Origin of the sequence: Nitrospirillum guanabarense (assembly GCF_034653355.1) — a bacterium.
Lineage (GTDB): Bacteria > Pseudomonadota > Alphaproteobacteria > Azospirillales > Azospirillaceae > Nitrospirillum.
The window spans coordinates 2,686,655-2,712,018 of the sequence record NZ_JAYEER010000004.1 but is presented as its reverse complement, the minus strand read 5'-3'; the positions used below and the strand labels follow the sequence as shown (position 1 = coordinate 2,712,018).

22 protein-coding genes and 1 tRNA gene are annotated in these 25,364 nt (G+C 68.4%); 6 read left to right on the top strand and 17 right to left on the bottom strand.

Translation table 11 applies throughout. The features are described from left to right. Nucleotides 1-181: 181 nt before the first annotated feature. The 12 genes from UAA55_RS30745 to UAA55_RS30690 form a co-directional block, all read right to left on the bottom strand. Nucleotides 182-1,279 carry a winged helix DNA-binding domain-containing protein gene (locus tag UAA55_RS30745; RefSeq protein WP_322957637.1) on the bottom strand — a complete coding sequence of 366 codons (1,098 nt, stop codon included), beginning with the start codon at nt 1,277-1,279 and terminating at the stop codon, nt 182-184. A gap of 114 nt (nt 1,280-1,393) precedes the next feature. After that, nucleotides 1,394-2,896, bottom strand: coding sequence for a chromosomal replication initiator protein DnaA (gene dnaA, locus UAA55_RS30740; RefSeq protein ID WP_322957635.1), 1,503 nt, complete (start codon nt 2,894-2,896; stop codon nt 1,394-1,396). 924 nt (nt 2,897-3,820) lie between these two features. After that, the gene (gene rpsT, locus UAA55_RS30735) at nt 3,821-4,084 is read right to left on the bottom strand and encodes a 30S ribosomal protein S20 (protein WP_088872298.1); all 264 of its coding nucleotides are present in this window, start codon (nt 4,082-4,084) and stop codon (nt 3,821-3,823) included. A gap of 263 nt (nt 4,085-4,347) precedes the next feature. Further along, nucleotides 4,348-4,737: a hypothetical protein gene (locus tag UAA55_RS30730; RefSeq protein WP_322957633.1), complete on the bottom strand. Its 390-nt coding sequence runs from the start codon at nt 4,735-4,737 to the stop codon at nt 4,348-4,350. Nucleotides 4,738-4,830: 93 nt separating this feature from the next. Next, the gene (mutM, locus tag UAA55_RS30725; RefSeq protein ID WP_322957631.1) at nt 4,831-5,688 is read right to left on the bottom strand and encodes a bifunctional DNA-formamidopyrimidine glycosylase/DNA-(apurinic or apyrimidinic site) lyase; all 858 of its coding nucleotides are present in this window, start codon (nt 5,686-5,688) and stop codon (nt 4,831-4,833) included. A 26-nt stretch (nt 5,689-5,714) separates the two neighbouring features. Continuing rightward, nucleotides 5,715-6,137, bottom strand: a complete 423-nt coding sequence (locus UAA55_RS30720; RefSeq protein ID WP_322957630.1) for a hypothetical protein — start codon at nt 6,135-6,137, stop codon at nt 5,715-5,717. After that, nucleotides 6,127-6,930 (bottom strand): HesA/MoeB/ThiF family protein, encoded by an 804-nt coding sequence (locus tag UAA55_RS30715; protein WP_322957629.1) that lies wholly within the window; start codon nt 6,928-6,930, stop codon nt 6,127-6,129. Before UAA55_RS30715 ends, UAA55_RS30720 begins: the two co-directional genes overlap by 11 nt. A gap of 174 nt (nt 6,931-7,104) precedes the next feature. After that, entirely contained in the window at nt 7,105-8,076 is a 972-nt protein-coding gene (cysK, locus tag UAA55_RS30710) for a cysteine synthase A (RefSeq protein ID WP_322957628.1), read from the bottom strand. 15 nt (nt 8,077-8,091) lie between these two features. After that, nucleotides 8,092-8,547, bottom strand: a complete 456-nt coding sequence (locus tag UAA55_RS30705; protein ID WP_322957627.1) for an RrF2 family transcriptional regulator — start codon at nt 8,545-8,547, stop codon at nt 8,092-8,094. A 17-nt stretch (nt 8,548-8,564) separates the two neighbouring features. After that, a complete protein-coding gene (gene dut, locus UAA55_RS30700) occupies nt 8,565-9,032 on the bottom strand; it encodes a dUTP diphosphatase (RefSeq protein WP_322957626.1) in 468 nt (155 codons plus the stop codon). Then, complete coding sequence (gene coaBC / locus UAA55_RS30695) at nt 9,032-10,348, bottom strand: bifunctional phosphopantothenoylcysteine decarboxylase/phosphopantothenate--cysteine ligase CoaBC (RefSeq protein ID WP_322957625.1); 1,317 nt, start codon at nt 10,346-10,348, stop codon at nt 9,032-9,034. Before coaBC ends, dut begins: the two co-directional genes overlap by 1 nt. A gap of 368 nt (nt 10,349-10,716) precedes the next feature. Beyond that, nucleotides 10,717-15,576 carry an NAD-glutamate dehydrogenase gene (locus tag UAA55_RS30690; RefSeq protein WP_322957624.1) on the bottom strand — a complete coding sequence of 1,620 codons (4,860 nt, stop codon included), beginning with the start codon at nt 15,574-15,576 and terminating at the stop codon, nt 10,717-10,719. A gap of 282 nt (nt 15,577-15,858) precedes the next feature. Between UAA55_RS30690 and UAA55_RS30685 the strand changes: the two genes are divergently transcribed. Continuing rightward, nucleotides 15,859-16,983, top strand: coding sequence for an NUDIX hydrolase (locus UAA55_RS30685; protein WP_322957622.1), 1,125 nt, complete (start codon nt 15,859-15,861; stop codon nt 16,981-16,983). 38 nt (nt 16,984-17,021) lie between these two features. Here UAA55_RS30685 and UAA55_RS30680 read toward each other — a convergent pair whose 3' ends face one another. The 3 genes from UAA55_RS30680 to UAA55_RS30670 all read right to left on the bottom strand — a co-directional run bounded on the left by UAA55_RS30680 (nt 17,022) and on the right by UAA55_RS30670 (nt 19,194). After that, a complete protein-coding gene (locus UAA55_RS30680) occupies nt 17,022-17,213 on the bottom strand; it encodes a hypothetical protein (RefSeq protein WP_322957621.1) in 192 nt (63 codons plus the stop codon). A 125-nt stretch (nt 17,214-17,338) separates the two neighbouring features. Further along, entirely contained in the window at nt 17,339-18,730 is a 1,392-nt protein-coding gene (locus UAA55_RS30675) for a class I SAM-dependent RNA methyltransferase (RefSeq protein ID WP_322957620.1), read from the bottom strand. After that, nucleotides 18,727-19,194 carry an acyl-CoA thioesterase gene (locus tag UAA55_RS30670; protein ID WP_322957619.1) on the bottom strand — a complete coding sequence of 156 codons (468 nt, stop codon included), beginning with the start codon at nt 19,192-19,194 and terminating at the stop codon, nt 18,727-18,729. The genes UAA55_RS30675 and UAA55_RS30670 overlap by 4 nt, the downstream gene beginning before the upstream one ends. Before the next feature lie 157 nt (nt 19,195-19,351). Here UAA55_RS30670 and UAA55_RS30665 point away from each other — a divergent pair, with 157 nt between their 5' ends. Both UAA55_RS30665 and UAA55_RS30660 read left to right on the top strand, forming a co-directional pair. Next, entirely contained in the window at nt 19,352-19,591 is a 240-nt protein-coding gene (locus UAA55_RS30665; RefSeq protein WP_322957618.1) for a hypothetical protein, read from the top strand. 482 nt (nt 19,592-20,073) lie between these two features. After that, entirely contained in the window at nt 20,074-21,474 is a 1,401-nt protein-coding gene (locus UAA55_RS30660) for an ammonium transporter (RefSeq protein WP_322957616.1), read from the top strand. Nucleotides 21,475-21,555: 81 nt separating this feature from the next. Here the strand turns inward: UAA55_RS30660 and UAA55_RS30655 are convergent, their stop codons facing one another. Continuing rightward, nucleotides 21,556-22,674, bottom strand: a complete 1,119-nt coding sequence (locus UAA55_RS30655) for an asparaginase (RefSeq protein WP_322957614.1) — start codon at nt 22,672-22,674, stop codon at nt 21,556-21,558. Nucleotides 22,675-22,766: 92 nt separating this feature from the next. On the opposite strand from UAA55_RS30655, the gene UAA55_RS30650 reads away from it, so the two are divergent. Together UAA55_RS30650 and UAA55_RS30645 are read left to right on the top strand one after the other, a co-directional pair. Next, nucleotides 22,767-23,369: a TrmH family RNA methyltransferase gene (locus UAA55_RS30650; protein WP_416235235.1), complete on the top strand. Its 603-nt coding sequence runs from the start codon at nt 22,767-22,769 to the stop codon at nt 23,367-23,369. Between the two features lie 179 nt (nt 23,370-23,548). Continuing rightward, nucleotides 23,549-23,959, top strand: coding sequence for a hypothetical protein (locus tag UAA55_RS30645; RefSeq protein WP_322957612.1), 411 nt, complete (start codon nt 23,549-23,551; stop codon nt 23,957-23,959). 211 nt (nt 23,960-24,170) lie between these two features. Here the strand turns inward: UAA55_RS30645 and gpt are convergent, their stop codons facing one another. Continuing rightward, nucleotides 24,171-24,659, bottom strand: a complete 489-nt coding sequence (gene gpt, locus UAA55_RS30640) for a xanthine phosphoribosyltransferase (RefSeq protein WP_322957611.1) — start codon at nt 24,657-24,659, stop codon at nt 24,171-24,173. 235 nt (nt 24,660-24,894) lie between these two features. Here gpt and UAA55_RS30635 point away from each other — a divergent pair. After that, nucleotides 24,895-24,971: transfer RNA gene (locus UAA55_RS30635), tRNA-Arg, on the top strand. The last annotated feature ends 393 nt before the right edge of the window (nt 24,972-25,364 follow it).

Sequence of the window (25,364 nt, the reverse complement as noted above, 5' to 3'; positions counted from 1 at the left end):
TTGTGCTGACCCGTCGCCCCTGTGAGGCGCGGCGATTGTTTGCCTTAAATCCCCCAAGGCCCCCCCACAGGGCCTGGAAAAAGGGGTGGTCACCATAGCACAAGCCCCGCGCGGCGACAGCGTTTTCAACCAATTCCAGAGGCATTCGGAAGGCCGAGTCGCCGCCTGTCCGAAAGGGGGATCATCCGCCCGCGTAGCGCACGTCCAGGCCGCCCGAAAGGTGACGCAGGCGGCCCAGGACGACCCGCCGTTCCGCCTTGGTGAGGCGGCCCAGCGGCGCCAGCTCCACCTCCCACACCGGCTGGCCTTTGGCGGCCAGGCGGCGATGGGTCCAGGTCGCCGCCACCCGGCCCTGGCGCAGCACCACGGCCGATATCCAGCCGGCCTGGCGGTAGACGGCGGTGCGGTGCCTCTCGTCCACCACCTGGCCGGTGTCGGCATGGGCCAGCAGCCAAGGGTCGAACAGGGGCAGCACCGCCAGGTGGCTGGCGGGCATCTCGGCGCCGCGCAGCGCCGCCTCATCGCGCGCCAGGATGTAGGCGGGACGGCCGTCCAGGTCGACCGCCAGAAGCTCACCGGCCAAATCGTGGAAGGCCTGGCGGCAGGGGCCGGCGTAGATGCCGGCGAACTTGCGGAAGTCCGACGGCGTGGCGGGGCCGAAGGCCGCCAGGTAGCGGCGCAGGATGTTGGCCACGCCCGACGCGCTGTCCACCGGCACCACGGGCGCTTCGCCCAGCCAGGCGGGCAGGCCCACGAAGGCGGCCTCGTTGTCGTCGGGGCGCAGGGGGCCATGGCAAAGATGGCCCAGCGCGCAGGCCAGCTTCAGCACCCCGCCCCAGCTGTGTTCCAGCCAGGGCCGGGCCCAGTCGCCCAGTCGCGGCACCAGGCGGCGGGACAGGTCCAGGCGGCTGTGAGGCCCATCGGCCAGGGCCTGGACCACGGCGTCGATCAGCACCGCCACCCGATCGGGCGGCAGTCCCTCGCGACCATACCAGGCGTGGTACTCCGGCTCCTTGAGCCGACGCAGGGCCAACAGGTCGCCCAGGTCGGCCGTGGGCACCAGGTGCAGGGTGGAGCGCTGGGCCCACAGCTTGACCAGCCGGCGGCTGTCGTACAACGCTTCGGCCACCTCGGCATCGGCCAGGGCGGCGGTGCGCGCCCGCAGCTGCAGGACGGCGGCGGAATGCACCTGGGCCTGGGCGCCCAGCAGGGTGGTGGCCGCCGCCAGCATGTCGGGCGCCGGGGCCAGCAGGTGCTGCCGGTCCAGGCGAAAGGCCAAGGCTTGGGACAGCGATATCGCCAGGGGGGATTTGGTCAGGATGGCGGCCCGATCAGGCAGAGGAACGGATCGGGTACGATAATGGTGTGGCTGACTGTTTCGTCAAGCCACCCCTCACCCTTCCAGCATGCGCCGCAGCAGTTCCACGTCTTCCGAGAAGGTCGGGTCGGTGGCGCACAGCTCTTCCACCTTGCGCACGGCATGCATCACGGTGGTGTGGTCGCGGTCGCCGAACTTGCGGCCGATCTCGGGCAGGGAGCGGGCGGTCAGCTGCTTGGACAGGTACATCGCCACCTGGCGGGGGCGGGCCACGGCGCGCGCGCGGCGGGCGGAACTCATGTCCGCCAGGCGGATGTTGTAGTGCTCCGCCACCTTCTTCTGGATTTCCTCGATGGTCACCCGGCGGTTGCTGGCGCGCAGCAGGTCGTGCAGCACTTCCTGGCTGCTTTCCAGGGTGATGGCCCTGCCCACCAGCTCGGCATGCGCCACGATGCGGTTGAGCGCCCCTTCCAGCTCACGCACGTTGGACGTGATCTTGTGGGCCAGGAACTCCAGCACCTTCTGCGGAATCTGCACCCGCATCTGCTCGCCCTTGGACTGCAGAATCCCTAAGCGCAGCTCATAGGTCGTGGGGTGGATGTCCGCCACCAGGCCCCAGCCGAGGCGGGAGCGCAAGCGCTCCTCCATGCCTTCCAGGTCGGACGGGCTCTTGTCGGCGGAGATGATGACCTGGCGGTTCTGGTCCACCAGGGCGTTGAAGGTGTGGAAGAATTCTTCCTGGGTGCTGTCCTTACCGCTGATGAACTGCACGTCGTCGATCATCAGCACGTCGACGGAGCGGAACTGCTCCTTGAACGCCATGGTGTCCTTGTACCGAAGGGCGCGGATGAACTGGTACATGAACTTTTCCGCAGACAGGTAGATCACCCGGCGGGCGGGGTCCTTCTTGCGGATGTGCCAGGCGATGGCGTGCATCAGGTGGGTCTTGCCCAGGCCCACGCCGCCGTAGAGGAACAGCGGGTTGAAGGTGACGGCGTTGGCGTCGGCCACGCGGCGGGCGGCGGCGAAAGCCAGTTCGTTGGGCTTGCCCACCACGAAATTCTCGAAGGTGAAGCGCGGGTCCAGCAGGGCCGAGACCTCGTCGCGTTCCTCGCCCAGGCTGCTGCCGGCGATGAAGGCGGGCAGGACCGGTGTCTCGCCCGTCCCGTTCAGGGCGCCGTTGAGGGAGGCGACCGCCTCGACCTCATCATAAGTCGGCAGATGATCGATACCGCTTTCCGTCAGCGGCCCGGCGGCGGCGGTGTTGGCCGGGCTGCGGGGGGCCGTGGTCAGGGCGCCGCCAAGCGAGGCGTCGTTGCGCGGCGGCGCCACGACGATTTCCACGGAGTGGACCCCGGGGTTCTCCCCCGTCCACAGGGCGCGGATGCGGTCGGCGTAATGGGTGCGGATCCAGTCGCGCATGAAGCGCGTGGGCACGACGATGCGCACCTGGCCGCCGATGAAATCCTCAACGGTCAACGGCTTCAGCCAGCTGCGATACGCGGTTTCACCCACCTCGTCCTTCAAGCGCCCGCTGATGCGCGCCCACTGCTGATCCAGAGATGCCTGAACCGACATTCCCGCTTCGCTCCTGCCCCAACGCCTTCCGGACCCGGACAATCAAACAAGACCACACCGGCCAACGACAGCCGGCCTGACAACCGGATCAAATCGGACCGGAACCTTATGCCGCGACGCTCCATTCCCCAATGAGGCAGGTCACCTCGATCGGGGCCGAAGGTTCGGGAGACAACGTCGGCGCCGAACGAACACATGGGAAACCGGCCGGACCAGCCGGCACGACGGATGATGAAGGACGAAGGCTGGGGACCCGCCGGGTCCCGCCCTTTCCAACGCCACCCTAACCCCGCTTCGTCGACCCCTGTCGTCGGCCCTGTCCCGGCTGGTTCCGTGACCGCCTTTCCTCCCACCGGACGTTTGCCGGCACCGGGCTTCGGGGCATCACCCCTGCCCCGTCCGGCGCCAGTCCGCTGAAATACCAGGCAGACCAAAACCCACACACGCAAACAAAACCGCGCACCTTACGGGATTCATTTTAAAGAATCTCCCGTAGACGCATGATCTTCTTCAAAGATTCAGAAATCTACCAATGCCAGAATGATGTAGAGCGCCAAGCGTCAGCATCAATGTACATCTGCCATCGGTTTGCGCGGGCGTTTCCGCCGCTTGATTACTTCATCGTGGAGAACGATCCCGCACATCCGCAGATGCTAGTCGGGCCGTCCGGGACTCGCAATAGGCTCGAAAAGGGAACAAGCAAAAAAGACCGAATGATGCTCGCGTCCGCCGGTCGGCACCGGCCCTTCGGACTATTCTGGAAGAATAGGTAAGGGTAAACGCAGTAACGAAGGGCGGACAAGGAAAAGGCCGCGGCCCCGCCGGTGTCCGGCGGGACGCGGCCTCACCCAATCCACGGTCAAGAGCTGGGGCCCCGCCTTGCGCCGGGCCCCGAAGGCCCGCGCAATCGGCGCGGCCGGCGTATCAGCCCAGAGCGTTGATGCGGAGAGACAGACGGGAAATCTTGCGGGACACCGTGTTGCGGTGCAGCACGCCCTTGGACACGCCGCGCATCATTTCCGGCTGGGCCAGCTTGAACGCCTCGGCGGCGGCGGCCTTGTCGCCGGCTTCCAGGGCCAGCTCAACCTTCTTCACGAAGGTGCGGATACGGGACACGCGGGCCCGGTTCACCTCGGTACGGACTTCCGTCTGACGGATACGCTTTTCAGCGGACTTATGATTAGCCATGACAAACCCTTTTCGAACACGACCCTTGCCGTGGAAGGCCGGGCTTATACCCCCTCCCCACGAAACCGTCAAGCGGCACGGCCCTAAAAACCGCGCCAGACTAGACCAAAATCCGGCGAGCACGCCCCTGCTTTGAACATCCCCGTCCCCCGGATTCAACGAGTTTAAAACCAGATATGGGCGATTCTGTCCCCGACGCCCAAGATCATGGGTGTTTTACTTTAAACACACCCTTTCCCTTGGGGCCGAATTCAAAAGCCGGGTCACTGCGGGCGCAGGATGAAGCGCACCATGGTTTCAGCCCGGCTGCCCACGCCGTCGCGCGTCGCCGTGATCTCCAGCCTCTCCCCCTCGCGGGCCCACCGGCCGGCGCCGGCGGGGTGCCAGCCCAGCTGCGGCAGGGTCTGGTCGTAGAACGCGGCGATGGCGGCGGCGCTGACGTCGCCCCGGGCCGCCGACTCGACGATGCGGCCTTCCGGCTGGTCGAAAACCACCGCGGCGTTGGCCGGCGCCGTCAGGCCCGGCATCAGGGGCAAATCCTCCACCCCCGGCACGAACCCCGGCTCCACCGGTCCGGCGCGGCCCGGGCCCGCGACCAGCAGGGGGGCCAGCAGCAGGGGGAGGGAGACGGCGGCGGCAAGGACAAGGCGCATTCAGGGCTCACGCGGGGGCCAGGGGCCGGAAAGATTCGCTGGGCCGTAAGGTGAAGCATGACGGGGCGCCCATCAACGGCCAAGGCGCATGCGTCAGCGCTGCCGCCGTGCGCAGAAGAAGCTGGATCGGCCGGCCTGGACCACCCGCCGCACGCCGCCCGTGCGGGCCACGTCGCAGTCGCAACCGGGGCAGGCCTCGCCTTCCCTGCCGTAAACGGCGAAGGAGTGCTGGAAGTAGCCCAGCTCGCCATCCGACTGGACGTAGTCGCGCAAGGAGGAACCACCGGCGGCGATGGCCTCGGTCAGCACGTCGCGGATGGCCGGCACCAGGCGCTGGGCGTCCTTGCCCGCCACGCTGGCCGCCGACCGCTCCGGACTGATGCCGGAACGGAATAGCGCCTCGCAGACATAGATGTTGCCCAGGCCAGCCACCACGCGCTGGTCCAGCAGCGCCGCCTTGATGGGTGTCATCTTGCCGGCCAGGCGGGCCGACAGGGTGTCGGCGTCGAATTCATTGCCCAAGGGCTCCGGCCCCAGCCTGGCCAGCAGGGGATGGCTATCGACCTCGCCCTCCGCGATCAGATCCATGAGGCCGAAGCGGCGGGGGTCGTTGAAGGTGACGACGGCGCCGTCGTCGGTTTCCATGACCACATGGTCATGCGCCCCGGGCGCGCCCGCCGGCCCCCGGCTGACCACCATGCTGCCCGACATGCCCAGGTGGATGAGCAGGGTTTCGTCCCCCGAACCGGAAACGGGGTCGAGACGTACCAGGACGTATTTGGCACGCCTACCGATGCCGGCGACGCGGCGGCCGGTCAGGCGCTGGACGAAGCCGGCCGGAAAGGGCGTGCGCAGGTTGGGCCGGTGCTGGGCCACGCGCACCAGCGTGCGGCCCTCCATCTTCAGGGCCAAGCCCCGGGCCACGGTTTCGACCTCGGGCAATTCAGGCATGGCGGGCGGCTTTCAGGCTAGACGCGTCACAAGTGGATAAGATGGGCGCCCGGCGGGGTCGCCTGCAACAGCGTCACCACGCCCGCCGTTTCCACCGTCACATCGGCACGCAGGGCCGGCTTGTCCAGCCCCAGCACGCGCCAGCCCATCTCACAGGCCATGACGCGCACACCCAGGGGGGTGAGCGACTCGGTCAGCTCCGCCAGGGTGGCGATGTTCGTGTCCTGGAATTGGCGTTCCCGCGCCACCGGCGTCGAACCGTCATCGGCCGGGTCCAGGCCCGTCCAGCCATCGTCCGCCAACAGCAGGCGCAAGGCCCGCCCGGTGACGAACAGCAGGGTGGGCCGGCCGATGGCCGCCGCCGCCGTGGCCATGACCAGGGCGTAGTGCACCCGGTCGAAGCCGCCGGAATGCAGGACGATGGATAAGCCTGCCTGGTCAGTGCCCATGGCCGTCTTCTCCCGGCAGGCCGGTGATGGTCGGATGGGCGCCGCACAGGGGGCAGTCGGGATCGGGCTTCACGCGCACGGTGCGGAAGGACGCGCCCAGGCTGTCATAGAGCATAAGGCGGCCGGATAGGCCGTCGCCGATGCCCAGCAGTTCCTTCAAGACCTCCAGCGCCTGCAGCGAGCCCACCGTGCCGGCCAAGGCCCCCAGCACGCCGGCCTCGGAGCACGACGGCACCAGGCCCGGCGGCGGCGGTTCGGGGAAGACGCAACGATAGCAGGGGTGGGGATGGCCCTCATGGGCCTTGAAGGTGGAAATCTGCCCATCGAAGCGCAGCATGGCGGCCGACACCAACGTGCGCCGCTCGAAATAGCAGGCGTCGTTCAGCAGGAAGCGGGTGGCGAAATTGTCCGACCCGTCGGCCACGATGTCGTAGGCCCGGACCAGTCGCCGGACGTTGTCAGGGGCCAGGCGCGTCCGGTGCGCCTCCACCACCACGTCGGGGTTGATGGCGCGAATCCGCGCGGCGGCGCTGTCCACCTTGGCCTGGCCCAGGGAGGCCATGTCGTGCACCACCTGGCGCTGCAGGTTGGACAGGTCGACCGTGTCGTCATCGACGATGCCGATGCGCCCCACGCCGGCGGCCGCCAGGTACAGCAGCAGGGGCGCCCCCAGGCCGCCCGCGCCCACCACCAGGATGGACCCGGCCAGCAGCCTGGCCTGCCCTTCACCGCCCACTTCTTTCAGGATGATGTGGCGGGAGTAGCGCTCGATCTGTGAGTCATTAAAGTCCATCGCGCCCTCAAGCGCCGGGCGCGGCCATCCGGCCGCTTGGCTATCCTCGCTGCGCCCTGCGGTGCTCGCTCCGGCGGCCGCAGTCGCGGCCTAGATTAAGTAAGGAATGAACCTAGCGGAAAAAAGGGGGGCCCGCGCTGTGACCGGTCCCCCCTTTGCGCCGATCCAGGTCGATCAATCCAGGCCGTCGAACAGGCCGGTGGACAGGTAACGCTCGGCGAAGCTGGGCAGGATCACGACGATCTGCTTGCCCTCGTTGCCAGGGCGGGCGCCCAGTTCCAACGCTGCGGCCAGGGCGGCGCCAGAGCTGATGCCGACGGCGACACCTTCCAGCTTGGCCACCTCGCGCGCCGTCTCGAACGCCCGCTGGTTGGAGATGCGCAGCACCTCGTCGATCAGGTGGGTGTCCAGGATGTCGGGCACGAAGCCGGCGCCGATGCCTTGGATCTTGTGCGGGCCCGGCAGGCCGCCGGACAGGACGGGGCTGTCCTCCGGCTCCACCGCCACAGCCTTGAAGCTAGGCTTGCGCTCCTTGATCACGCTGGCCACACCGGTCAGCGTGCCGCCGGTGCCCACGCCGGAAATCAGGAAATCCACGCCGCCGGCGGTATCGGTCCAGATTTCCTCGGCTGTGGTGCGACGGTGGATCTCCGGGTTCGCCGGGTTCTTGAACTGCTGCAGGATGTAGGCGTCGCCCGCCTCGGCGGCCAATTCCTCGGCCCTGGCGATGGCGCCCTTCATGCCCTGGGCCGGCGGGGTCAGCACGATCTCCGCGCCCAGAAGCTTCAGCATGCGGCGGCGTTCCACCGACATGCTTTCCGGCATGGTCAGGATCAGGCGGTAGCCCTTGGCCGCGGCCACGAAGGCCAGCGCGATGCCGGTGTTGCCCGAGGTGGGCTCGATCAGCAGGGTGCGGTCGGGGGAGATGCGGCCGTCGGCCTCGGCGGCCTCGATCATGGCCAGGCCGATGCGGTCCTTCACGCTGGACAGCGGGTTGAAGAACTCGCACTTGCCGATGATGTCGGCCTTCACGCCGTGGGCGGCCGCCAGGCGCTTCAGGCGCACCAACGGGGTGGCGCCCACGGTTTCCAGGATGCTGTCGTAAACGCGGCCGCGGAAGGCGGCGGTGGGGACGGTGTCAGCCATGGTTCGATCCATTCCTTAGATGCTGAAGTCCAGCTTGTGGGTCGCTTCGCTTTCGATGCCGGCGCGGTGGGCGCGCAGGCACAGATCCTCGATGGTGGTCTGGTCCAGGCGGCGCATGCAGTCCTCCTGCAATTCCGCCCACAGGGGGCGCACAACCTGCCGGCCCAGTTCGGCCCCCACCGCCTCTTCCATGGGGTCGGTGGCCTGTTCCAGGGCGCGGACGATGCGCACGATCTCACCCACCGTGATGCGGCGGCGTTCACGGGCCAGGCGGTAGCCGCCCCGGGGGCCGCGCACGCCGGCCAATATGCCCGCCCGCACCAGGGCCTGCAGCACCTGTTCCAGGTAACGCTTGGGGATACCTTGGCGCGCGGTGATCTCCCCCGACTGCACGGGTTCGGAACCGGCGTTGTAGGCGATGTCCAGCACCACCTCGATGGCGAACATCAGCTTCTTGGAAATCCGCAGCATCCCTTCCCCCATTTTTATCAGCCCTTGCTGGCGGTGACACCGGTGGAGCCGAAGCCCCCGGCGCCGCGGGCGGTCTCATCCAGGCTGGCCATCTCGTTCCACTGGATGCGCTCATGACGGGCGATCACCATCTGGGCGATGCGCATGCCGCGCTCGATGGTGAAGGGCTGGTCGCCGAGGTTCACCAGGATGACGCCCACCTCGCCCCGGTAATCGGCGTCCACCGTGCCCGGCGCGTTCAGCACCGTGACGCCGTTCTTCAGCGCCAGGCCGGAACGCGGGCGCACCTGCGCCTCGAAACCCACGGGCAGGGAAATGGCCAGGCCCGTGGGCACCAGCGCGCGGCCCAGCGGCGGGATCACCACCGGGACCGACACCGCCGCCATCAGGTCCAGGCCGGCGGCGTGGGCGGTGGCATAGGCGGGCAGGTCCAGATCCTGACCATGGGGCAGACGGGTGACGGCGACGGTAACGGCTTCGGTCATCAAACGGGTTCCGGACTGTTGTTGCTTGTTGAAAGGGCGATGTGGGGCGACAGGGTATCGGCGATGGCCTGGGCCAGGCGTGCCGCCACCTCGGTCTTGGACAGGCGCGGCCAGGTTTCGATCAGAGGGGCTTCACGCGCAGCACCCCGGCGCAGCAGATGCACCTGGTTGTCGTCGCCGCCGAAGGTGCCAGTGCCGGTCGCCACATCGTTGGCGACGATCCAGTCGCAGCCCTTCTTGGCCAGCTTGGCGGCGGCGTAGGTCAGCACGTCGCGCGTCTCGGCGGCGAAGCCCACCACCAGGCGGGGTCGCGCCAGGCCGGCCTGGGACAGGGTGGCCAGGATGTCGGGGTTCTCCGCCAAGGTCAGGGTGGGCGGGCCGTCCGGGCCCTTCTTCACCTTGTCGCCGGCAGCGGCCGCCACGCGCCAGTCGGCCACGGCGGCGGCGCAGACGGCGACGTCGACCGGCCCGTTGGGTGCTTGAAGAGCCGCTTGGCTGGCGGCCAGCATCTCGGCGGCCGTCTCCACCCGCACCACGCGCACGCCCGGCGGATCGGCCAGGGTGACAGGGCCGCTGACCAGGGTCACGTCGGCGCCCAGCGCCGCCAGGGCCGCCGCCACGGCGTGGCCCTGCTTGCCGGAGGACCGGTTGGCGATGTAGCGCACGGGGTCGATGGGTTCATGGGTGGGGCCGCTGGTCACCACCGCGCGCCGGCCAGCCAGCAGACCACCCACGGGCGGCTTCGGCGCCGACTGTTCCGCGAAGAAGGCCGCGACGCCGGCCACGATCTCCATCGGTTCCACCATGCGGCCGGAGCCGACCTCGCCGCAGGCCATGTCGCCGGCGGCGGGCCCCAGGCGGCGGATGCCGCGCCCCTCCAGCGTACGGACATTGGCCTGGGTGGCCGGGTTGGTCCACATCATGACGTTCATGGCCGGCACCACCATCACCGGCTTGTCGGTGGCCAGCAGCGCCGTGGTCGCCAGGTCATTGGCCATGCCGGCGGCCATGCGCGCCAGGATGTCGGCGCTGGCCGGGGCCACCACCACCAAGTCGGCCTCGCGCGACAGGCGGATGTGCCCCATCTCCGACTCGTCGGTCAGGGAGAACAGGTCGGTGTAGACCTTCTCCTCCGACAGGGCGGCCACGGACAGGGGCGTCACGAATTGCTGCGCGCCCTCGGTCAAAACGGCGCGGATACGGACGCCGCGTTCCTTTAGCCGGCGGATCAGTTCCAGGCATTTGTACGCCGCGATGCCGCCGGAAATCACCAGCAGCAGGCGCTTGCCCTCAAGGACTGTGTCATCCGACGTCACGGACAAAGGTCACCTATGGATGCGGTTCCCCCAAGGGATATCGGGGAAACGAAACCACGAGCCGGACAATCTTATCAATGCACGGGCAGGTGATGTGAAATCAATAAATATGGGGTCGTCACGCTTTGCGCAAGCGACAGTTCACCACCACCGCCCACAGCGCAGGCGACGGAGAATCAGGGTTGAAATTCACGAAAAAAGTTCCCCGGCGGGAAGACTTATTCCCTCAATCGCCGGGCGCGGCCATCCGGCCGCTTGGCTTCCTCCCTTTCCAGTCCGCTGACGCTTCCCGGAAAGGTCCGGCGCACGCACTTGCGAGCTACAGCGGCATGGGGACAAGCCCCATGCCGCTGATAATCGCGAGCCGATCAGCCGGCGGTGAGGCCGCGCAGCTGGCGGGTGGCCACGGCCAGCATGGCCACGTCCAGATGCGCCACACCGCGCAGTTCGGCCAGCAGGGACTGGATACGGTCCAGCGGACCGGATTTGGCGGCCAGCCAGCCGTCGATCAGGGCGGTCGCATCGTCGCCCTCGCCCACCAGCACCCGAGCCGCCAGGCGGCCCTGCAGGCCGTAGAGGTCATCAATGATGGCGCCCAGGGCCTGGCGCTGCCAGTGGGTGGTGGTCTTCACCGCCTCCGCCCGGCCGCGCAGCCAGTCGAAGCCCAGCCGTTCGCCCAGCGCGAAGTGGACGGCCGCGACCGTCTCCACCCCCCGGTTGGTCTCCACCGCGATCTGGCTGATGTCGGTGGCGGCCCCCAGGGCGGACAGGGCCGCCACGTGATGGGCCAGCTCGGCCGGCACGCCGGCCTGCTCCAGCTCCTCTTTCTTGGCGGCCAGGTCAGCGGCGGCGTCAGGCGACAGGATGTCGGCCAGCGCCTTGGACAGCACCTTCACCGCCGGCCCCAGGCGGGCGATGCCGGCCGCCATGTCCAAGGGGTGGGTGCTGTTCAGCAGGGTCCAGGGCACGGCGCGGCGCAGCAGGCGGCGCGTGGCCAGGCCCATGGCCGCCTGGGTGGCCGCCGGGACCTGATTGTCCAGGGCGTCGATGGCCTTCCACACCTCCGGCAGGCCATAGGCGTCGCGGGCGATGTGGTAGGCGCGGGCGACGTCTGCCTCACCCAAGCCGGTCTGTTCCACCATCTCGGCCACGAAGCTGGGGCCGACGCGGTTCACCATGCTGTTGGTGGCCACGGTGGCGATGATCTCGCGGCGCAGCTGGTGGCCGGCCACGGCCTGCGGATACTGCCGCTGCAGGCTTTCCGGGAAGTACTCCACCAGGTCCGCCGCCATCTTGGCATCGTCCGGCAGGTCGGAGTTCAGCAGCTTGTCGTACAGGTCGATCTTGGCATAGGCCAGCAGCACCGCTGTTTCCGGTCGCGTCAGGCCGCGGCGGGCCTGGGCGCGCAGCGACACCTCCTCATCCGTCGGCAGGAACTCGATGGCGCGGTTCAGCTTGCCCGCCTTTTCCATGAGCCGCATGAGGCGGGCCAGGTCGTCCAGCGTGTCCGGCGCCACCGCCTCGTCGATGGAGAGGGCCTGGGTCTGCTGGTAGTTGTCGGCCAGCACCAGCTCCGCCACGTCGTCGGTCATGGTGGCCAGCAGCGCATCGCGCTGGGGCAGGGTCATGCTGCCCTTGTCCATCACGTCGCGCAGCAGGATCTTGATGTTGACCTCATGGTCCGAGGTGTCGACGCCGGCTGAGTTGTCGATGGCGTCGGTGTTGAGCCGCACGCCGGCCTGCGCCGCCTCGATGCGGCCGCGCTGGGTGAAGCCCAGGTTGGCGCCCTCGCCCACCACCTTGGCGCGGACTTGGCGGCCGTCGATGCGCAGGGCGTCGTTGGCCTTGTCGCCCACCTCGGCGTTGGTCTCACCCCCGGCCTTCACATAGGTGCCGATGCCCCCCAGCCACAGCAGGTCCACATCCGCCTTCAGGATGGCCTGCATCAGCTCGGCCGGGGTCAGGCGTTCAGCCGAAATACCCAGGGCCGCGCGCACCTCGGGCGACAGCGGGACGGACTTGGCCCCGCGCTCGAAGATGCCACCGCCTGGGGACAGCTTGGACTGGTCATAGTCCGCCCAGGAGGAGCGTGGCAGATCGAACATGCGCTTGCGCTCTTCCCAGCTGCCGGCCGCATCCGGGTTGGGGTCCAGGAAGATGTGGCGGTGATCGAAGGCGGCCACCAGGCGGATGTGCTTGGACAGCAGCATGCCGTTGCCGAACACGTCGCCCGACATGTCGCCCACGCCCACGACGGTGAAGTCCTGGGTCTGGCAGTCGCGGCCCAGCTCACGGAAGTGGCGCTTCACCGCCTCCCACGCGCCGCGGGCGGTGATGCCCATCTTCTTGTGGTCATAGCCGGCCGATCCGCCGGAGGCGAAGGCGTCGTCCAGCCAGAAGCCATAGTCGCGGCTGACCCCGTTGGCGATGTCGGAGAAGGTGGCCGTGCCCTTGTCGGCCGCCACCACCAGGTAGGGGTCGTCGCCGTCCAGGCGCACCACGTCCTGGGGCGGCACCACCTGGCCCTTCACCAGATTGTCGGTGATGTCCAGCAGGCCGCGCATCATGGTCTTGTAGCACTCGACGCCTTCGGCCAGCGCGGCCTCGCGCCCGGCCGAGGCCGGCGGCGGGTTCTTCACCACGAAGCCGCCCTTGGAGCCCATGGGCACGATGACGGCGTTCTTCACCATCTGCGCCTTGATCAGGCCCAGGATCTCGGTGCGGAAATCCTCCTTGCGGTCGGACCAGCGGATGCCGCCGCGCGCCACCTTGCCACCGCGCAGATGCACAGCCTCGACCCGGGGGCTGTAGACCCAGATTTCCACCATGGGCCGGGGCAGCGGCAGGTCGTCGATGGACCGGCTGTCCAGCTTGAACGACAGGTAGGCCTTGGGCTGGCCGTCGGCGCCCTTCTGGAAGAAGTTGGTGCGCAAGGTCGAGCGGATGAGGTTCAGCATCCGGCGCAGGATGCGGTCCTCGTCCAGGTTGGTGACCTGGTCCAGGGCGTGGTCGATCTCCACCACCAGGCCCATGCGCTGGCTGTCCACCTCTTCCCGGCCCAGCTTGGCCAGGATGGCCGGGTCGTGGGCCAGGTGGAACAGGCGCACCAGCAGCTTGGTGATGCCCACGTGGGCCGCCAGCGTGTCCTCGATATAGGATTGGGAGAAGTCGAAGCGGGCCTGGCGCAGGTACTTGGCGTAGGCGCGCACCATGGTGACGTCGCGCCAGGCCAAGCCGGCGCCCAGCACCAGCTTGTTGAAGCCGTCGGTCTGGGCCTCGCCGGTCCAGACGCGCATGAAGGCGTCCTCGAACGCCTCCTTCACCGCGTCCAGCTCGACGGCCTGGCCGTTGGCCATCTTCATCTCGAAGTCCTGGATCCAGATGGACTTCTCGCGGCCGGGCAGGCGCACCTCGTGCGGGCCGCCCTCCGCCAGGATCTTCAGGCCCAGATCCTCCAGCATGGGCAGGGCCTGGGACAACTGCACAGGCGTGTCGTCATGGTAGACCTTGAAGAACAGCTCGTGCGGCTCCGCCTCCACCGGGCGGTGCAGATTGAGCGCGATCCGCCCCGTGGCCGCCACCGCCTCCAGCCGCTCGATATCCATCACGGCGGCTTCGGGGCTGTAGATCTCGCGGTAGCCCTCGGCCAGGGTGCCGCGGCGATAGCGGCGGGCCAGCCGCAGCCCGACCTCCTCACCCTTGGCGTCGACCAGGGCCTGCTGCAGGCGTTCACCCCAGCCGCGCGCCGCCTCGATCAGGGTCTCCTCGACGTCGCGGACGTCGTAGTCGGGCACCTTGCCGGGGGTGGTCTGGATGATGATGTGGGCGCGGGCCAGCGCGCTTTCCGACAGCATCACATGGTATTGCGTCGTCTTGCCCTCGAACGCCGCCTCCAGGATGCCCTGCAGCTTCAGGCGCAGATCGGTGTCGTAGCGGTCCCGGGGGACGTAGATCAGGGCGCTGACGAAGCGTTCGAACGGATCCTTGCGCACGAACAGGGCCACGCGCTGGCGGTCCTGCAGGTGCAGCACGCCCATGGCGATGTCGAACAGCTCGTCATCGCTGGTCTGGAACAGCTCATCCCGGGGATAGGTCTCCAGGATGTGCAGCAAGGCCTTGCCGTCGTGGCTGGACTTGTCGAAGCCCGCCCGCTCCAGCGCCCGGTTCACCTTCTGGCGCAGGTAGGGGATCTCCCGCGCCGCCCGGTTGTAGGCGACGGAGGTGAAGAGGCCGACGAACAGCCGCTCGCCGATCTCCACGCCCTTGTCGTCGAACAGCTTCACCATCACGGCGTCCAGCGGCGCCGGGCGATGGACGGTCGAATCCTTGTTGGCCTTGGTCACCATGATGGCGCGCGGCTGGCGCACGAAGGCGCGCACGTCCGGCGGCAGCTGGGAGAAGTAGCGCAAGCCGTCGAAGACCGAGACCTCGTCATCGCGCAGAATGCCCAGGCCGGCGCCGGTCAGGATGTCCAGCGTGTCCTGGCCATCCTCCTTGCCGAAGCGGTACTCGCGCACGCCGAGGAAGATGAAGTGGTCGTCATCGATCCAGCGCAGGAAATCCACGCCCTCCGCCACCTCGGCGGCGTCCAGGGTCCGACTGCTCTTCCGCGACTCGTCGATGGTCTCGGCCACACGCCGGCGCATGGCCTCGAAATCCTCCACGGCGGCGCGCACGTCCGCCAGGACGCGCACCAGGCCGGCGCGGACCTTTTCCAACAGTTCGGGCGAGGTCTGCTGGTCGACCTCCACATGCATGAAGCTTTCGGCCCTGGCGTCGGCGGGGGCGGCGTGCGGCTCGTACAGCTCGACCAGGCGGCCGTCGGCGTCGCGTTTCACCTTCACCACCGGGTGGATCACCAGGTGCACCGTCAGGCCGTGGCGGTTCAGTTCCGCCGAGACGCTGTCCACCAGGAAGGGCATGTCGTCATTGACGATCTCCACCACCGTGTGGGGGGCGTGCCAGCCATCCTGCTCCACCTTGGGATTGCAGACCCGCACCTGGGCGGTGCCGCCCTTGCGCGCGGCGCCGAACTGCCACATGGCGATGGCGGCGCCGTACAGCTCGTCGCTGCTGCTGCGCAGGATGTCGTCAGGGGGCACGTTGGCGTAGAACTGCCGGACGAAACGTTCCGCCGTGGCGGCCTTTTCCCGAGACAGGCGATCCCGCACCTTGGCGGCGATCTGCTCGGTCAGTTCGGATTTGCGCTGTTCTGCTTTGAGCGCCATGGGTCTCTCTCCCGAAGTCGGACCTTCCCTCACGACATGTGGTTCCCACACGGCGGCCGGCCCGTTAATTCGCGGGGCATACCATAGGCAAATCGCGGTGGGGAAACGAAGCGGCATCCTGCGGCTTAGGACAATAAGCAGATTGTCGTCTTTTAACAGGCGCCCGTGAACTTTCTCTTGCTGTCAAAAGCGTCTCGGACAACACATTCTGTCGCGCCCCGGGACCGGCCTCCGTCCCGGGGCCGGAAAAGGTGCCCAGAAAACAGATTTGGCGGGAGACTCGTGACCAGCGACCGGCAGCCCACCCCGGCCAGTCAGGCCCTCGTTGCCCCTTCTTCGGCCGCGCCGTCGGCGGAGCGCGCCTCCATCGGCCTCACCGCCGTGATCGTGGCGGTGACGCGGGAGGTGCCGCGCGTGCTGGTGGTGCGCCGCCTGACCCACGACCTGGCGACGCCGCAGCAGCAGGCCAGCGGCGACTGGGACGCCCTCCCCTTCGGCCCCTTCGCGCCCGAACGCCACCGCACGCTGGAGCAGGGCCTGCGCCGCTGGGTGACCGAGCTGACGGGCCTGCCCCTGGGCTATGTGGAGCAGCTGTACACCTTCGGCGACCGCTACCGCGATCTGCGTGAGGTGGACGGCGACGCCCGCGTCGTTTCCGTCGGCTATATCGCGCTGACGCGCGAGGCGCCGCTGTCGGGCTCGGGCGCCGCCGAATGGCACGACTGGTACAGCTATTTCCCGTGGGAGGATTGGCGCGACGGCCGGCCGGCCATGATCGCCCGCACCCTGCTGCCAGCGCTGGAGCGCTGGGCCGCCCATGACGCGGCGCAGGACCCGGAGCTGGCGGCCCTGCGTCGCGACCGGGTGCACACCACCTTCAGCCGCGACGACGACGCCTGGGACTATGAACGGGTGCTGGAGCGGTATGAGTTGCTGTACGAGGCGGGCCTGGTGGCGGAGGCGCCACGCGACCGCGCCGTGCTGGCCCGCCTGGCGCAGAACGGCAAGCTGCCGGCCGACGTGGCCGGCCTGTGGTCCGGCCCGATGCAGCCCGACGTCCTGGCCGCCACCGGCATCCCCATGGCGCAGGACAACCGCCGCATCCTGGCGGCGGCCCTGGGCCGGGTACGGGGCAAGCTGAAATACCGGCCGGTGGTGTTCGACCTGCTGCCGCCGCAGTTCACCCTGTTCCAGCTGCAGCGCCTGGTGGAGGCGCTGTCCGGCGTGCGCCTGCACAAGCAGAACTTCCGCCGCCTGCTGATCGCCGGCGGCCTGGTGGAACCGACGGGCGCCCTGGAAGTGCGCACCGGCGGCCGCCCCGCCGAACTCTACCGCTTCCGCCGCGAAATCCTGCGCGAACGCGCCGCCGCCGGGGTCGGGCTCCCGACCATCCGCATTACCGAGTAATGTTTATTGGTTCGCCTCAAGCGCGGACGTTTGAGGAACTATTCCAGATACGCGTCCACCTCGGCGGCGGCCCGGTCCAGGGGCCAGTCCAGGCGTTCGATGATCTGTTCCACCGCGGCGTCGGCGTCCAGCGTCCGGCGGCCCAGCCGGTCCAGGATGTCGTTCAGAACGTTCTCCTCCGCCACCGTGGCCGGGGCGTAGGACTTCAGGATCTCAAGCGCCTTGCTCATGGGACTGCCGGACTCGCTTCTGTATTGCGACTATGGGGGCAGGGTTTATAGCACGCCCCGCCCACCCCCGCATCGCCACATGCGCGCCCTATCCACACCTTTGGCGCCAGCGTGGCATGTGCACATCACCCCCGGCGGAAACGGGCCGCGACCTCCAGGTGGGGGGACCACAGGAACTGGTCCACCGGCACCAGCCGGTCCAGGACATAGCCGCCACCCAGCAGCAGGGCGGCGTCGCGGGCGAAGCTGACCGGGTTGCAGGAGACGGCGACCACCACCGGCACGGACGAGGCCGCCAGCGCCGCCGCCTGGGACGCGGCCCCGGCGCGCGGCGGATCGAACACCACCGCCTGGTAGGCCGACAGCTCAGCCGGGGACAATGGTTCCTTGAACAGGTCGCGGCGTTCGACGGTCACGGGATGGCCGCCACCGGCGGCGCGGGCCGCCGCCTCCAGCGCCGTGATGGCGACACCGTCGCCCTCCACCGCGTGCACCGGCGCCAGGGTGGACAGGGGGAAGGTCAGGGTGCCACTGCCGGCGAAAAGGTCGGCTACCCTGGCCGCGCCCTTCGCCCCCGCCAGGGCCTCGGCCACCAGCGCGGCCTCGCCCTCGGCGCTGGCCTGCAGGAAGGAACCGGGGGCGGGCGACACCGCCACCGGACCGAAGCGCACCACGCCGGTGCGGCGGAGCGCGATGGGCTCCACTGGCGCGCCTGGCCGCTTGGACCAGGTGAGGCGGGTCAGGTCGTGCGCCTCGGCGAAGGCGCCCAGCTTTTCCAAGGCGTTCAGGTCCGGCTGCGGCAGTCCCACCAGCAGGACGTCCGGTCCGTCGTCCAGCAGGGTCAGCGCCACGTCCAGCGTATGCTCATCCGGCAGCAGCTCCAGCAGCAGGGCGCGCAACGGCGCGACCAGCGCCATCAGGCGCGGCGCCAGCACCGTGCATTCCTCGATGTCCACCAGGCGGTGGCTGGCGCGCTCGTTGAAGCCCAGCCACAGGCGCCGGCCCCGGCGGGCGGCGGCCAGCACGGCGCGACGGCGGGCATGGGGCGGTGTGCGCACCAGAGGGGCCATGGGAGGGTCGGTGACGCCGGCGCGGCTGAGCGCGTGGCGCAGCTGCTCCACCTTCCAGGCGCCGTAGGTGTCGGCGTCCATGTGCTGCAGGGTGCAGCCGCCGCAGGTGCCGAAATGCCCGCACGCCGGCTCGGCCCGGCCCGGCCCCTCGGCCAGCAGCGACACCGGTTCCACCAGCCAGCCCACGCCACGCTGCTGGGCGAAGCGCACCATCAGCCGGTCGCCCACCAGGGTCTGGGGCACGAACAGGCGGTGGTTCGGCCCGTAAGGCTCCTGCCAGTGGGCGACGCCGTCACCCAGCGCGCCCACGCTTTCCACCGTGATCTCGATGGGCCCGCCGATGGGCGGTTCCACCGGCGGGCGTCCAGTGGGATGCGCGCCGGGGCGGCGGGACTGGTGGCGGCCAGCGGAAGGCTTGCCGCGCGCGGGGGAGGGACGGCGGCTCACAGGAAGCTCTCCATGACAGGGCGCAGATCGTCGGGGATGGGGGCAGGGCGGTGGCTGCCGGCATCCACCAGGACGGAAACCGACAGGGCGGTGGCGTGGCAGCGCGTGCCGACAAACAGCGCGCTGGCCGTGGTCCAGGAGGTGCGGCCCAGGCGCGCCAGGCGGGTACCGACGCGCACCGCGTTGGGGTAAGTGATCTCCGCCAGGTAGTCGATGGTGATCTTGCGCATCACGATGGCGTGTCCGTCGAAACGCGCCTTGTCCCGCAAGGCCTGGTGCAGCGCCACGCGGCCCGATTCAAAATAGACCCCGAAGGCGTTGTTGTTGACGTGGCCCACCGGATCCAGGTCGTTGAAACGCACACGTTCATCCGTCCAGAAGCGATAGCTGGCGGCGGCGGCCAGGTCGAAAGGCAGGTCGGCCGCGTCGCTGGAGGCTTGCGGAGGCTGGGTGGAAACGGACACGGGCGTTAAGTTCCTGTGACGGGGCGGGATTCGCCCCAGGGATTAGGGGTATGGAACGGGCTTTGGCAAGCGGGGCGGCGTGACGGCACCCGGCAAGGGTGCTATAGCTGCCCATCATCTGACCCATACATCCCTATTATCACAGTGAAGGTCTGCCATGAGCGACACCAACAATTCCACCGCGGAAGCCCTGTTCGAAAAGGCCCTGAGCGTCGCGGAAAAGCATCTTGAGGCGGCGCTCAAGGAGGCCGGCCCCCTAGCCGCCTACGTCGCGGTCGCCATGATCGAGGTGGCCGTCAATCAGGCGGTGGAAGAGACCACCCACCAGGACGTGGTCGACATGCTGCACGACCTGGCCAACCAGATCGAGCAGGACGCCGACGAGGAAGACGAGTAATCGCCGCCTCTTGCCAGCCAGGCTTTTGGAGTTTCCAGTGACACCGGCGCCCGCCCCTTTCCCCGCCCTGCCCCAGGGTCGCGGGGCGGGGTGGCGCCGGTGTTACTTCTTTCGCGGCACCGCGTTAGGCGAGGGCGACATTTACGCCTAAAAATTAGGCTAATCCCGCACAGTTTGCCGTCAAATACGCGAATATTTGATGCCCCCTCCCCCTAATGCCTTGATGAAGCTGTTTCGGCATTGCGAGTGTTGACGGTATTCCGCTCGTTAATTGGGCACTGTCGCGTTTGCGCTCTCTATCCGCCGCCATTTCCGCCCATAATTTAATCATCGATCCCGCCCCCGACGATCTTCCACAGGCCGGACCGCTTTCGGATGTATCGCGGCACGAAGTTTGAAAGAGGGGCGGCGCGCTTTTCAGGTGCGGGTTCGCGAACGGCCGGCGGTGACCGGTAACGCGATGACTGGGAATGGGGTGTGGGATGAGCGGTTTGGGTAAGCGTTTCCTGGGACTGGGCGCATGCGCGCTGGCGGCGGGCCTCCCCGCCCTGGCCATGGCGCAGGATGCGGCGGCCCCCGCCGCCGCTGCGGCGCCCGCAGCGCCCACCATCAGTGGGGGCGACACGGCGTGGATGCTGACGTCCACGGCGCTGGTGCTGATGATGACCATTCCCGGCCTGGCGCTGTTCTACGGCGGCATGGTCCGGAAGTTCAACGTGCTGGCCATGGTGATGCAGAGCTTCGCCATCACCTGCCTGGTGACCGTGCTGTGGGCGCTGGTCGGCTACAGCCTGTCCTTCACCGCCGCCAGCGACGCCGCCGACGCCAAGGAATTCATCGGCGGCTTCAGCCGCGTGCTGCTGGCGGGCATGGACCCGACCGGCACCCACGCCCTGGCCCCGACGATCCCGGAGCCGGTGTTCATGATGTACCAGATGACCTTCGCGATCATCACGCCGGCGCTGATCACCGGCGCCTTCGCCGATCGCATGAAGTTCTCGGCCATGCTGATCTTCATCACGCTGTGGTCGCTGGTCGTCTACGCCCCCGTGGCCCACACGGTGTGGCACCCCAACGGCTACCTGGCCAAGCTGGGCGTGCTGGACTTCGCCGGCGGCACGGTGGTGCACATCAACGCCGGCATCGCCGGCCTGGTGGCCTGCCTGGTGATCGGCAAGCGCAAGGGCTACCCCAATGCCGACTTCAGCCCGCACAACCTGGTGCTGAGCCTCATCGGCGCCTCGCTGCTGTGGGTGGGCTGGTTCGGCTTCAACGCCGGTTCGGCCCTGACGGCCGGTCCGCGCGCCGGCATGGCCATGACCGTGACCCAGGTGGCCACCGCCGCCGCCGCGCTGGCCTGGGTGTTCGTTGAGTGGGCCGTGAAGGGCAAGCCCTCGGTCCTGGGCATCATCTCCGGCGCCGTCGCCGGCCTGGTGGCCATCACCCCGGCCGCCGGTTTCGTCGACACCGTGGGCGCCTTCGCCATCGGCATCGCCGTCGGCATCATCTGCTTCTTCTCCGCCACCTCGCTGAAGAAGGCCCTGGGCTATGACGACAGCCTGGACGCCTTCGGCGTGCACGGCATCGGCGGCATCGTCGGCGCCGTCCTGACCGGCGTGTTCGCCAAGATGGCGGTGGCCAACAGCGAGGGGGCCTTCGCCGCCACGCTGAAGGACGCGCCGGACACGAAGCTGGGCCTGATCGAGGGCAATGCCGCCCAGGTCATCACCCAGCTGGAAGGTGTGGCCTTCACCATCGTGTGGTGCGGCGTCATCACCTTCATCCTGCTGAAGGTGATCGACCTGGTCATCGGCCTGCGCGTGGATGAGGACGTCGAGCGCGACGGCCTGGACATCGCCCTGCACGGCGAGTCCATCCACTAAGAGCGGGGGAGCCCGAAACGGAAACCGCCGCCGGGGGCTACCTCGGCGGCGGTTTTCATTTGCGCGATTGAGATGGACCGCTCACCCCGCCGCCACGGCCGTGGGGCGGATTTCGCCGACGGTTTCGCCCTTGCGGCTGGTGATCGGGGCGACGGCCAGGGTGGCGACGCCGTCCCACACGGTGTCCGGCAGCACGCCCAGGCGTTTCAGCACCGCCGCCATGGCGGGGCCGGCGGCGCGGGGCGCCCCGTCCTCGATCTTCAGGGCGATGCCCAGCCCGTGTTCCGGCAGCACGGCGCAGCACACGCCCTCCGCCCCTGATTTCAGCAGCACGGCGGAATTGGCGGCGCGCATGACCTCGGTGTCGAAGTTGCCGGTGCCGCCCACCAGCTCGGGATGCCTGCCCCAGGCGCGGCGCAGGCGCAGCACGGCCTCCGCCCGGCGGTCGGGCAGGCTGTCCGGGTCGGCCAGACGGGCCATGCCCAGGGCCAGGGCGCCCAGGGGCAGGCCGATGGTGGGGATGGAGCAGCCGTCGACACCCCAGGGCGCGCGGCTGAGGTCATGGCCCGTCACCTGCTCGATGACCCCCAGGATGCGCTGCTGCACCGGGTGCTGGTAGCGGACGTAGCCCGCCAGCTTCTCCCCCTTGTGCTTGGCCACGGCCAGGAAGCCGGTGTGCTTGCCGGAGCAGTTGTTGTGCAGGGCGGTCGGCTTTTGCCCCGCCGCCAGCAGGGCGGCCGCCGTCGGTTCATGCGTCGGCAGGTGGGCGCCGCACTCCAGGTCGTCCACCGACAGGCCCAGCCGGTCCAGCCAGGCGGCCACGCGTTCGGTGTGCATGGCCTCCCCCTGATGGGAAGCGCAGGCGAGCGCCAATTCCTCATCCGTCACGGCATAGGCGTCGACCGCCCCGCTTTCGATCAGGGGGATGGCCTGCAAGGCCTTGTTGGAGGAGCGGGGATAAACCAACCCATCCACGTCGCCCCAGTGGGCCACCACGCGGGCGCCGGCATCGACCACCACCACCCGGCCACGATGGCGGGATTCCACCATGGAGCCGCGCGTCACCTCCACCAGGATGGGCGCGTCGGAACGGTCGGGGATGTCCACCTGGCGGACGGCCATCTGGTTGTTGCGGGCGGGCTGGTGGTCATGGCCGCCACAGCAGCCCTCGCCGTGGGAGTGATCGTGGTCGTCGTGCATCTGGCCGGCCGCCCTGGCTTGAGGATCAGTACGCCCGCGTTCTCCCCCGGCCGGGGCATGACTGCAATCCTGTTTCCCGGGGGGCTGGAACCTTGCCCAAGCGGCTTGCCTTGTGCAAGGTGCGCGACATGCGTGGATATTTCGCCCTGGGCGCCGAGGGGATCAGCAAGTCGGGCAACATCGGGACCATCATGCGCTCCGGCCATGCGTTCGGGGCGAGCTTTGTGTTCACCGTGAACGCCGCCCTGGACCTGGACGAGATGAACCGGGTCGACACCTCGGGCGGCCAGGATCACGTCCCGCTCTACACCTACCCCAGCGTCTCGGCCATGACCCTGCCGGAGGGCTGCACCCTGGTGGGTGTGGAACTGACGGACGACGCGGTGGACCTGCCCAGCTTCCGCCACCCCCTGAGGGCGGCCTATGTCCTGGGCCCGGAGCGCGGCAGTTTGTCGCCGGCCATGCAGGCGCGCTGCGACCATGTCATCAAGATCCCCATCAAGTTCTGCGTCAACGTCGCGGTGGCCGCAGCCATCGTCATGTACGACCGCATGATCTCGCTGGGCCGTTTCGCGGAGCGTCCGGTGCGCGCCGGCGGCCCGACCGAGGCCGCCCCCGCCCATGTCCACGGCCGGCAGAAGATCCGCAACCTGGACAGCAAGCGCATGCGCCCCCTGCTAGGCGGTTGGGAATAAGCGTCCTGGCGACCTGGGAATAAGTCCCGGGCTTCCCTATATTATCGGTCTCAAGTGGCTTACCCGCCACCGCCCTCCCGCCAAGCCCGTCCGGGCCTGGCGGGGGCTTTCCGTTCGCGGTCGCGGATTCCTTCACCGTCCGGCCTTACGCGAGGCCGGCATCAGAGGAGACCGATGCCATGCCGATCCGCCTTGTCCTCCCTGGCCTCCTGACCGTGACCGCCGCACTGCTGGCCGCCCCCGCCGGGGCGCAGCAGACCACCACCGCCCAACCGACCGCCACCACCCAGACGGTGACCGTGCCGGCGCCGGGCCCGCGCCGCGCGGCTGAGACGGCCACCCGGCAGGAAGACATCATCATCACCCCGCGCGCCTACCCCAGCTATGAGGAGGACGACGCCTTCCACCGCGCGGAATACGACCGCCTGAACGCCATCTACGGCAAGCCCGTGCCGATCAGCACCCGCGCCGACACCCTGATGGACGTGCCGCTGGGCAAGCTGCCGCAGGACCGCTCGGCCCTGCGCGCCATCATCGCCGACCCGGACACGCCGCACCTGAGCGACGTGGTGGCGCCGGAGAGTAAGTAGGTTCCCTGCGGGCGCGGGGTTTTTGGTTCGCTTCAGGCGCCAGCGGGCCATCCGGCCCTCGGCTGTCCTCGCTGCGCCCTGCGGTGCTCCCTCCGGCGGACGCGGTCGCGTCCTAGGAAAAAGGCAAACTGGGTGCACGCTTCCCTTGAAACGCGAACGGCCCCGCTGGGCGTACCCGGCGGGGTCGTTCGTCTGGCCGGAGGCCTCGAGATCAGTCGTTGCGGATCTGCATGTAGGCGATGGGGTTCAGGTCCCAGGGGAAATGGATCCAGGTGTCCTGCGACACCTCGGTGATGAAGGTGTCGACCAGCGGGCGGCCGGCGGGCTTGGCATAGATGGTGGCGAAGTGCGCCTTGGGCATCATGTTGCGCACGATGGCGGCGGTCTTGCCGGTGTCGACCAGGTCGTCGACGATCAGCCAGCCCTCACCCTCACCCTCCACCGCCGCCGGCGGCTTCAGGTTCTGGGCGGTGCGCTGGTTCTGATGGTCGTAGCTGCTGATGCAAATGGTATCGATCAGGCGGATGTTCAGCTCGCGCGCCAGGATGGCGGCCGGCACCAGCCCGCCGCGGGTGATGGCGACGATGCCCTTCCACGGCCCCTTGTCGCTGATGCGCCAGGCCAACGCCTTGGCATGACGGTGCAGCTCTTCCCAAGTGACGGGGAAGTTCTTGGCGGTATCGGCGTGATGGGACGACATGGGGGCGGCGCTCCGCGAAACGGTCAAAAATGTTCACAAAGGTGGAGGATTGGGTAGATAGCCCATCCCCGCCGTCTGGACAATGCATCGCGACGCACCGGCGTCCCGCTCGCCCCGCAGGGTGCCGGCGGGCCGTCGAAAGAAAATGCAATGGGACCCAAAAAAGCTGTTGCGCGCCCCCCGATCATCCTCTACAAGCACCCACCTCACCGGCCGACACCGGTGAGACGAAAAAGCGCCCGTAGCTCAATTGGATAGAGCACCAGACTACGAATTTGGGGGTTGGAGGTTCGAGTCCTTCCGGGCGCGCCATTCGTCCCAAGTAGCGGACGAATAAACAAGCCAGGCCGTTGAGTTTTTCCGGTCGCTTTCCCCAAACGAATTGATCGCCGCCAGCGCTGAAGCCTTCGCGGATGACGCGATGGCCGCGTTCGGGTCCTCGCCATCTCCGTAATTCCCTTTCGGCCGCGCCCATATCGGCCCCGGCCGCCGCGCCTTTGAACGCCACGTCCCCTATCCGCGCGGCGTCATCGAAGGCGCATCCTCATTCCGTACTCTCTCTCATGAAAACGGCGGCGCCCCGGGGATGCCGCCGTTTTCGTTTCACCATCGGAGGATCTTTGAGAAACCGTCCCAGATCAATCGGTTAGCATTTATGTTGCCATTAACAATTGTTGTAGAATTGCTCATATTATCACTATTGTA

What these genes read in the sequence shown, in the direction of transcription:
- cysK (WP_322957628.1), bottom strand. Translation starts at nt 8,076, where the DNA reads ATGGCTGACACCGTCCCCACCGCCGCCTTCCGCGGCCGCGTTTACGAC.
- UAA55_RS30730 (WP_322957633.1), bottom strand. Translation starts at nt 4,737, where the DNA reads ATGCGCCTTGTCCTTGCCGCCGCCGTCTCCCTCCCCCTGCTGCTGGCC.
- UAA55_RS30705 (WP_322957627.1), bottom strand. Translation starts at nt 8,547, where the DNA reads ATGCTGCGGATTTCCAAGAAGCTGATGTTCGCCATCGAGGTGGTGCTG.
- dut (WP_322957626.1), bottom strand. Translation starts at nt 9,032, where the DNA reads ATGACCGAAGCCGTTACCGTCGCCGTCACCCGTCTGCCCCATGGTCAG.
- UAA55_RS30690 (WP_322957624.1), bottom strand. Translation starts at nt 15,576, where the DNA reads ATGGCGCTCAAAGCAGAACAGCGCAAATCCGAACTGACCGAGCAGATC.
- UAA55_RS30665 (WP_322957618.1), top strand. Translation starts at nt 19,352, where the DNA reads ATGAGCGACACCAACAATTCCACCGCGGAAGCCCTGTTCGAAAAGGCC.
- mutM (WP_322957631.1), bottom strand. Translation starts at nt 5,688, where the DNA reads ATGCCTGAATTGCCCGAGGTCGAAACCGTGGCCCGGGGCTTGGCCCTG.
- rpsT (WP_088872298.1), bottom strand. Translation starts at nt 4,084, where the DNA reads ATGGCTAATCATAAGTCCGCTGAAAAGCGTATCCGTCAGACGGAAGTC.
- UAA55_RS30720 (WP_322957630.1), bottom strand. Translation starts at nt 6,137, where the DNA reads ATGGGCACTGACCAGGCAGGCTTATCCATCGTCCTGCATTCCGGCGGC.
- dnaA (WP_322957635.1), bottom strand. Translation starts at nt 2,896, where the DNA reads ATGTCGGTTCAGGCATCTCTGGATCAGCAGTGGGCGCGCATCAGCGGG.
- UAA55_RS30655 (WP_322957614.1), bottom strand. Translation starts at nt 22,674, where the DNA reads ATGCACGACGACCACGATCACTCCCACGGCGAGGGCTGCTGTGGCGGC.
- UAA55_RS30680 (WP_322957621.1), bottom strand. Translation starts at nt 17,213, where the DNA reads ATGAGCAAGGCGCTTGAGATCCTGAAGTCCTACGCCCCGGCCACGGTG.
- gpt (WP_322957611.1), bottom strand. Translation starts at nt 24,659, where the DNA reads ATGTCGTCCCATCACGCCGATACCGCCAAGAACTTCCCCGTCACTTGG.
- UAA55_RS30660 (WP_322957616.1), top strand. Translation starts at nt 20,074, where the DNA reads ATGAGCGGTTTGGGTAAGCGTTTCCTGGGACTGGGCGCATGCGCGCTG.
- UAA55_RS30715 (WP_322957629.1), bottom strand. Translation starts at nt 6,930, where the DNA reads ATGGACTTTAATGACTCACAGATCGAGCGCTACTCCCGCCACATCATC.
- UAA55_RS30645 (WP_322957612.1), top strand. Translation starts at nt 23,549, where the DNA reads ATGCCGATCCGCCTTGTCCTCCCTGGCCTCCTGACCGTGACCGCCGCA.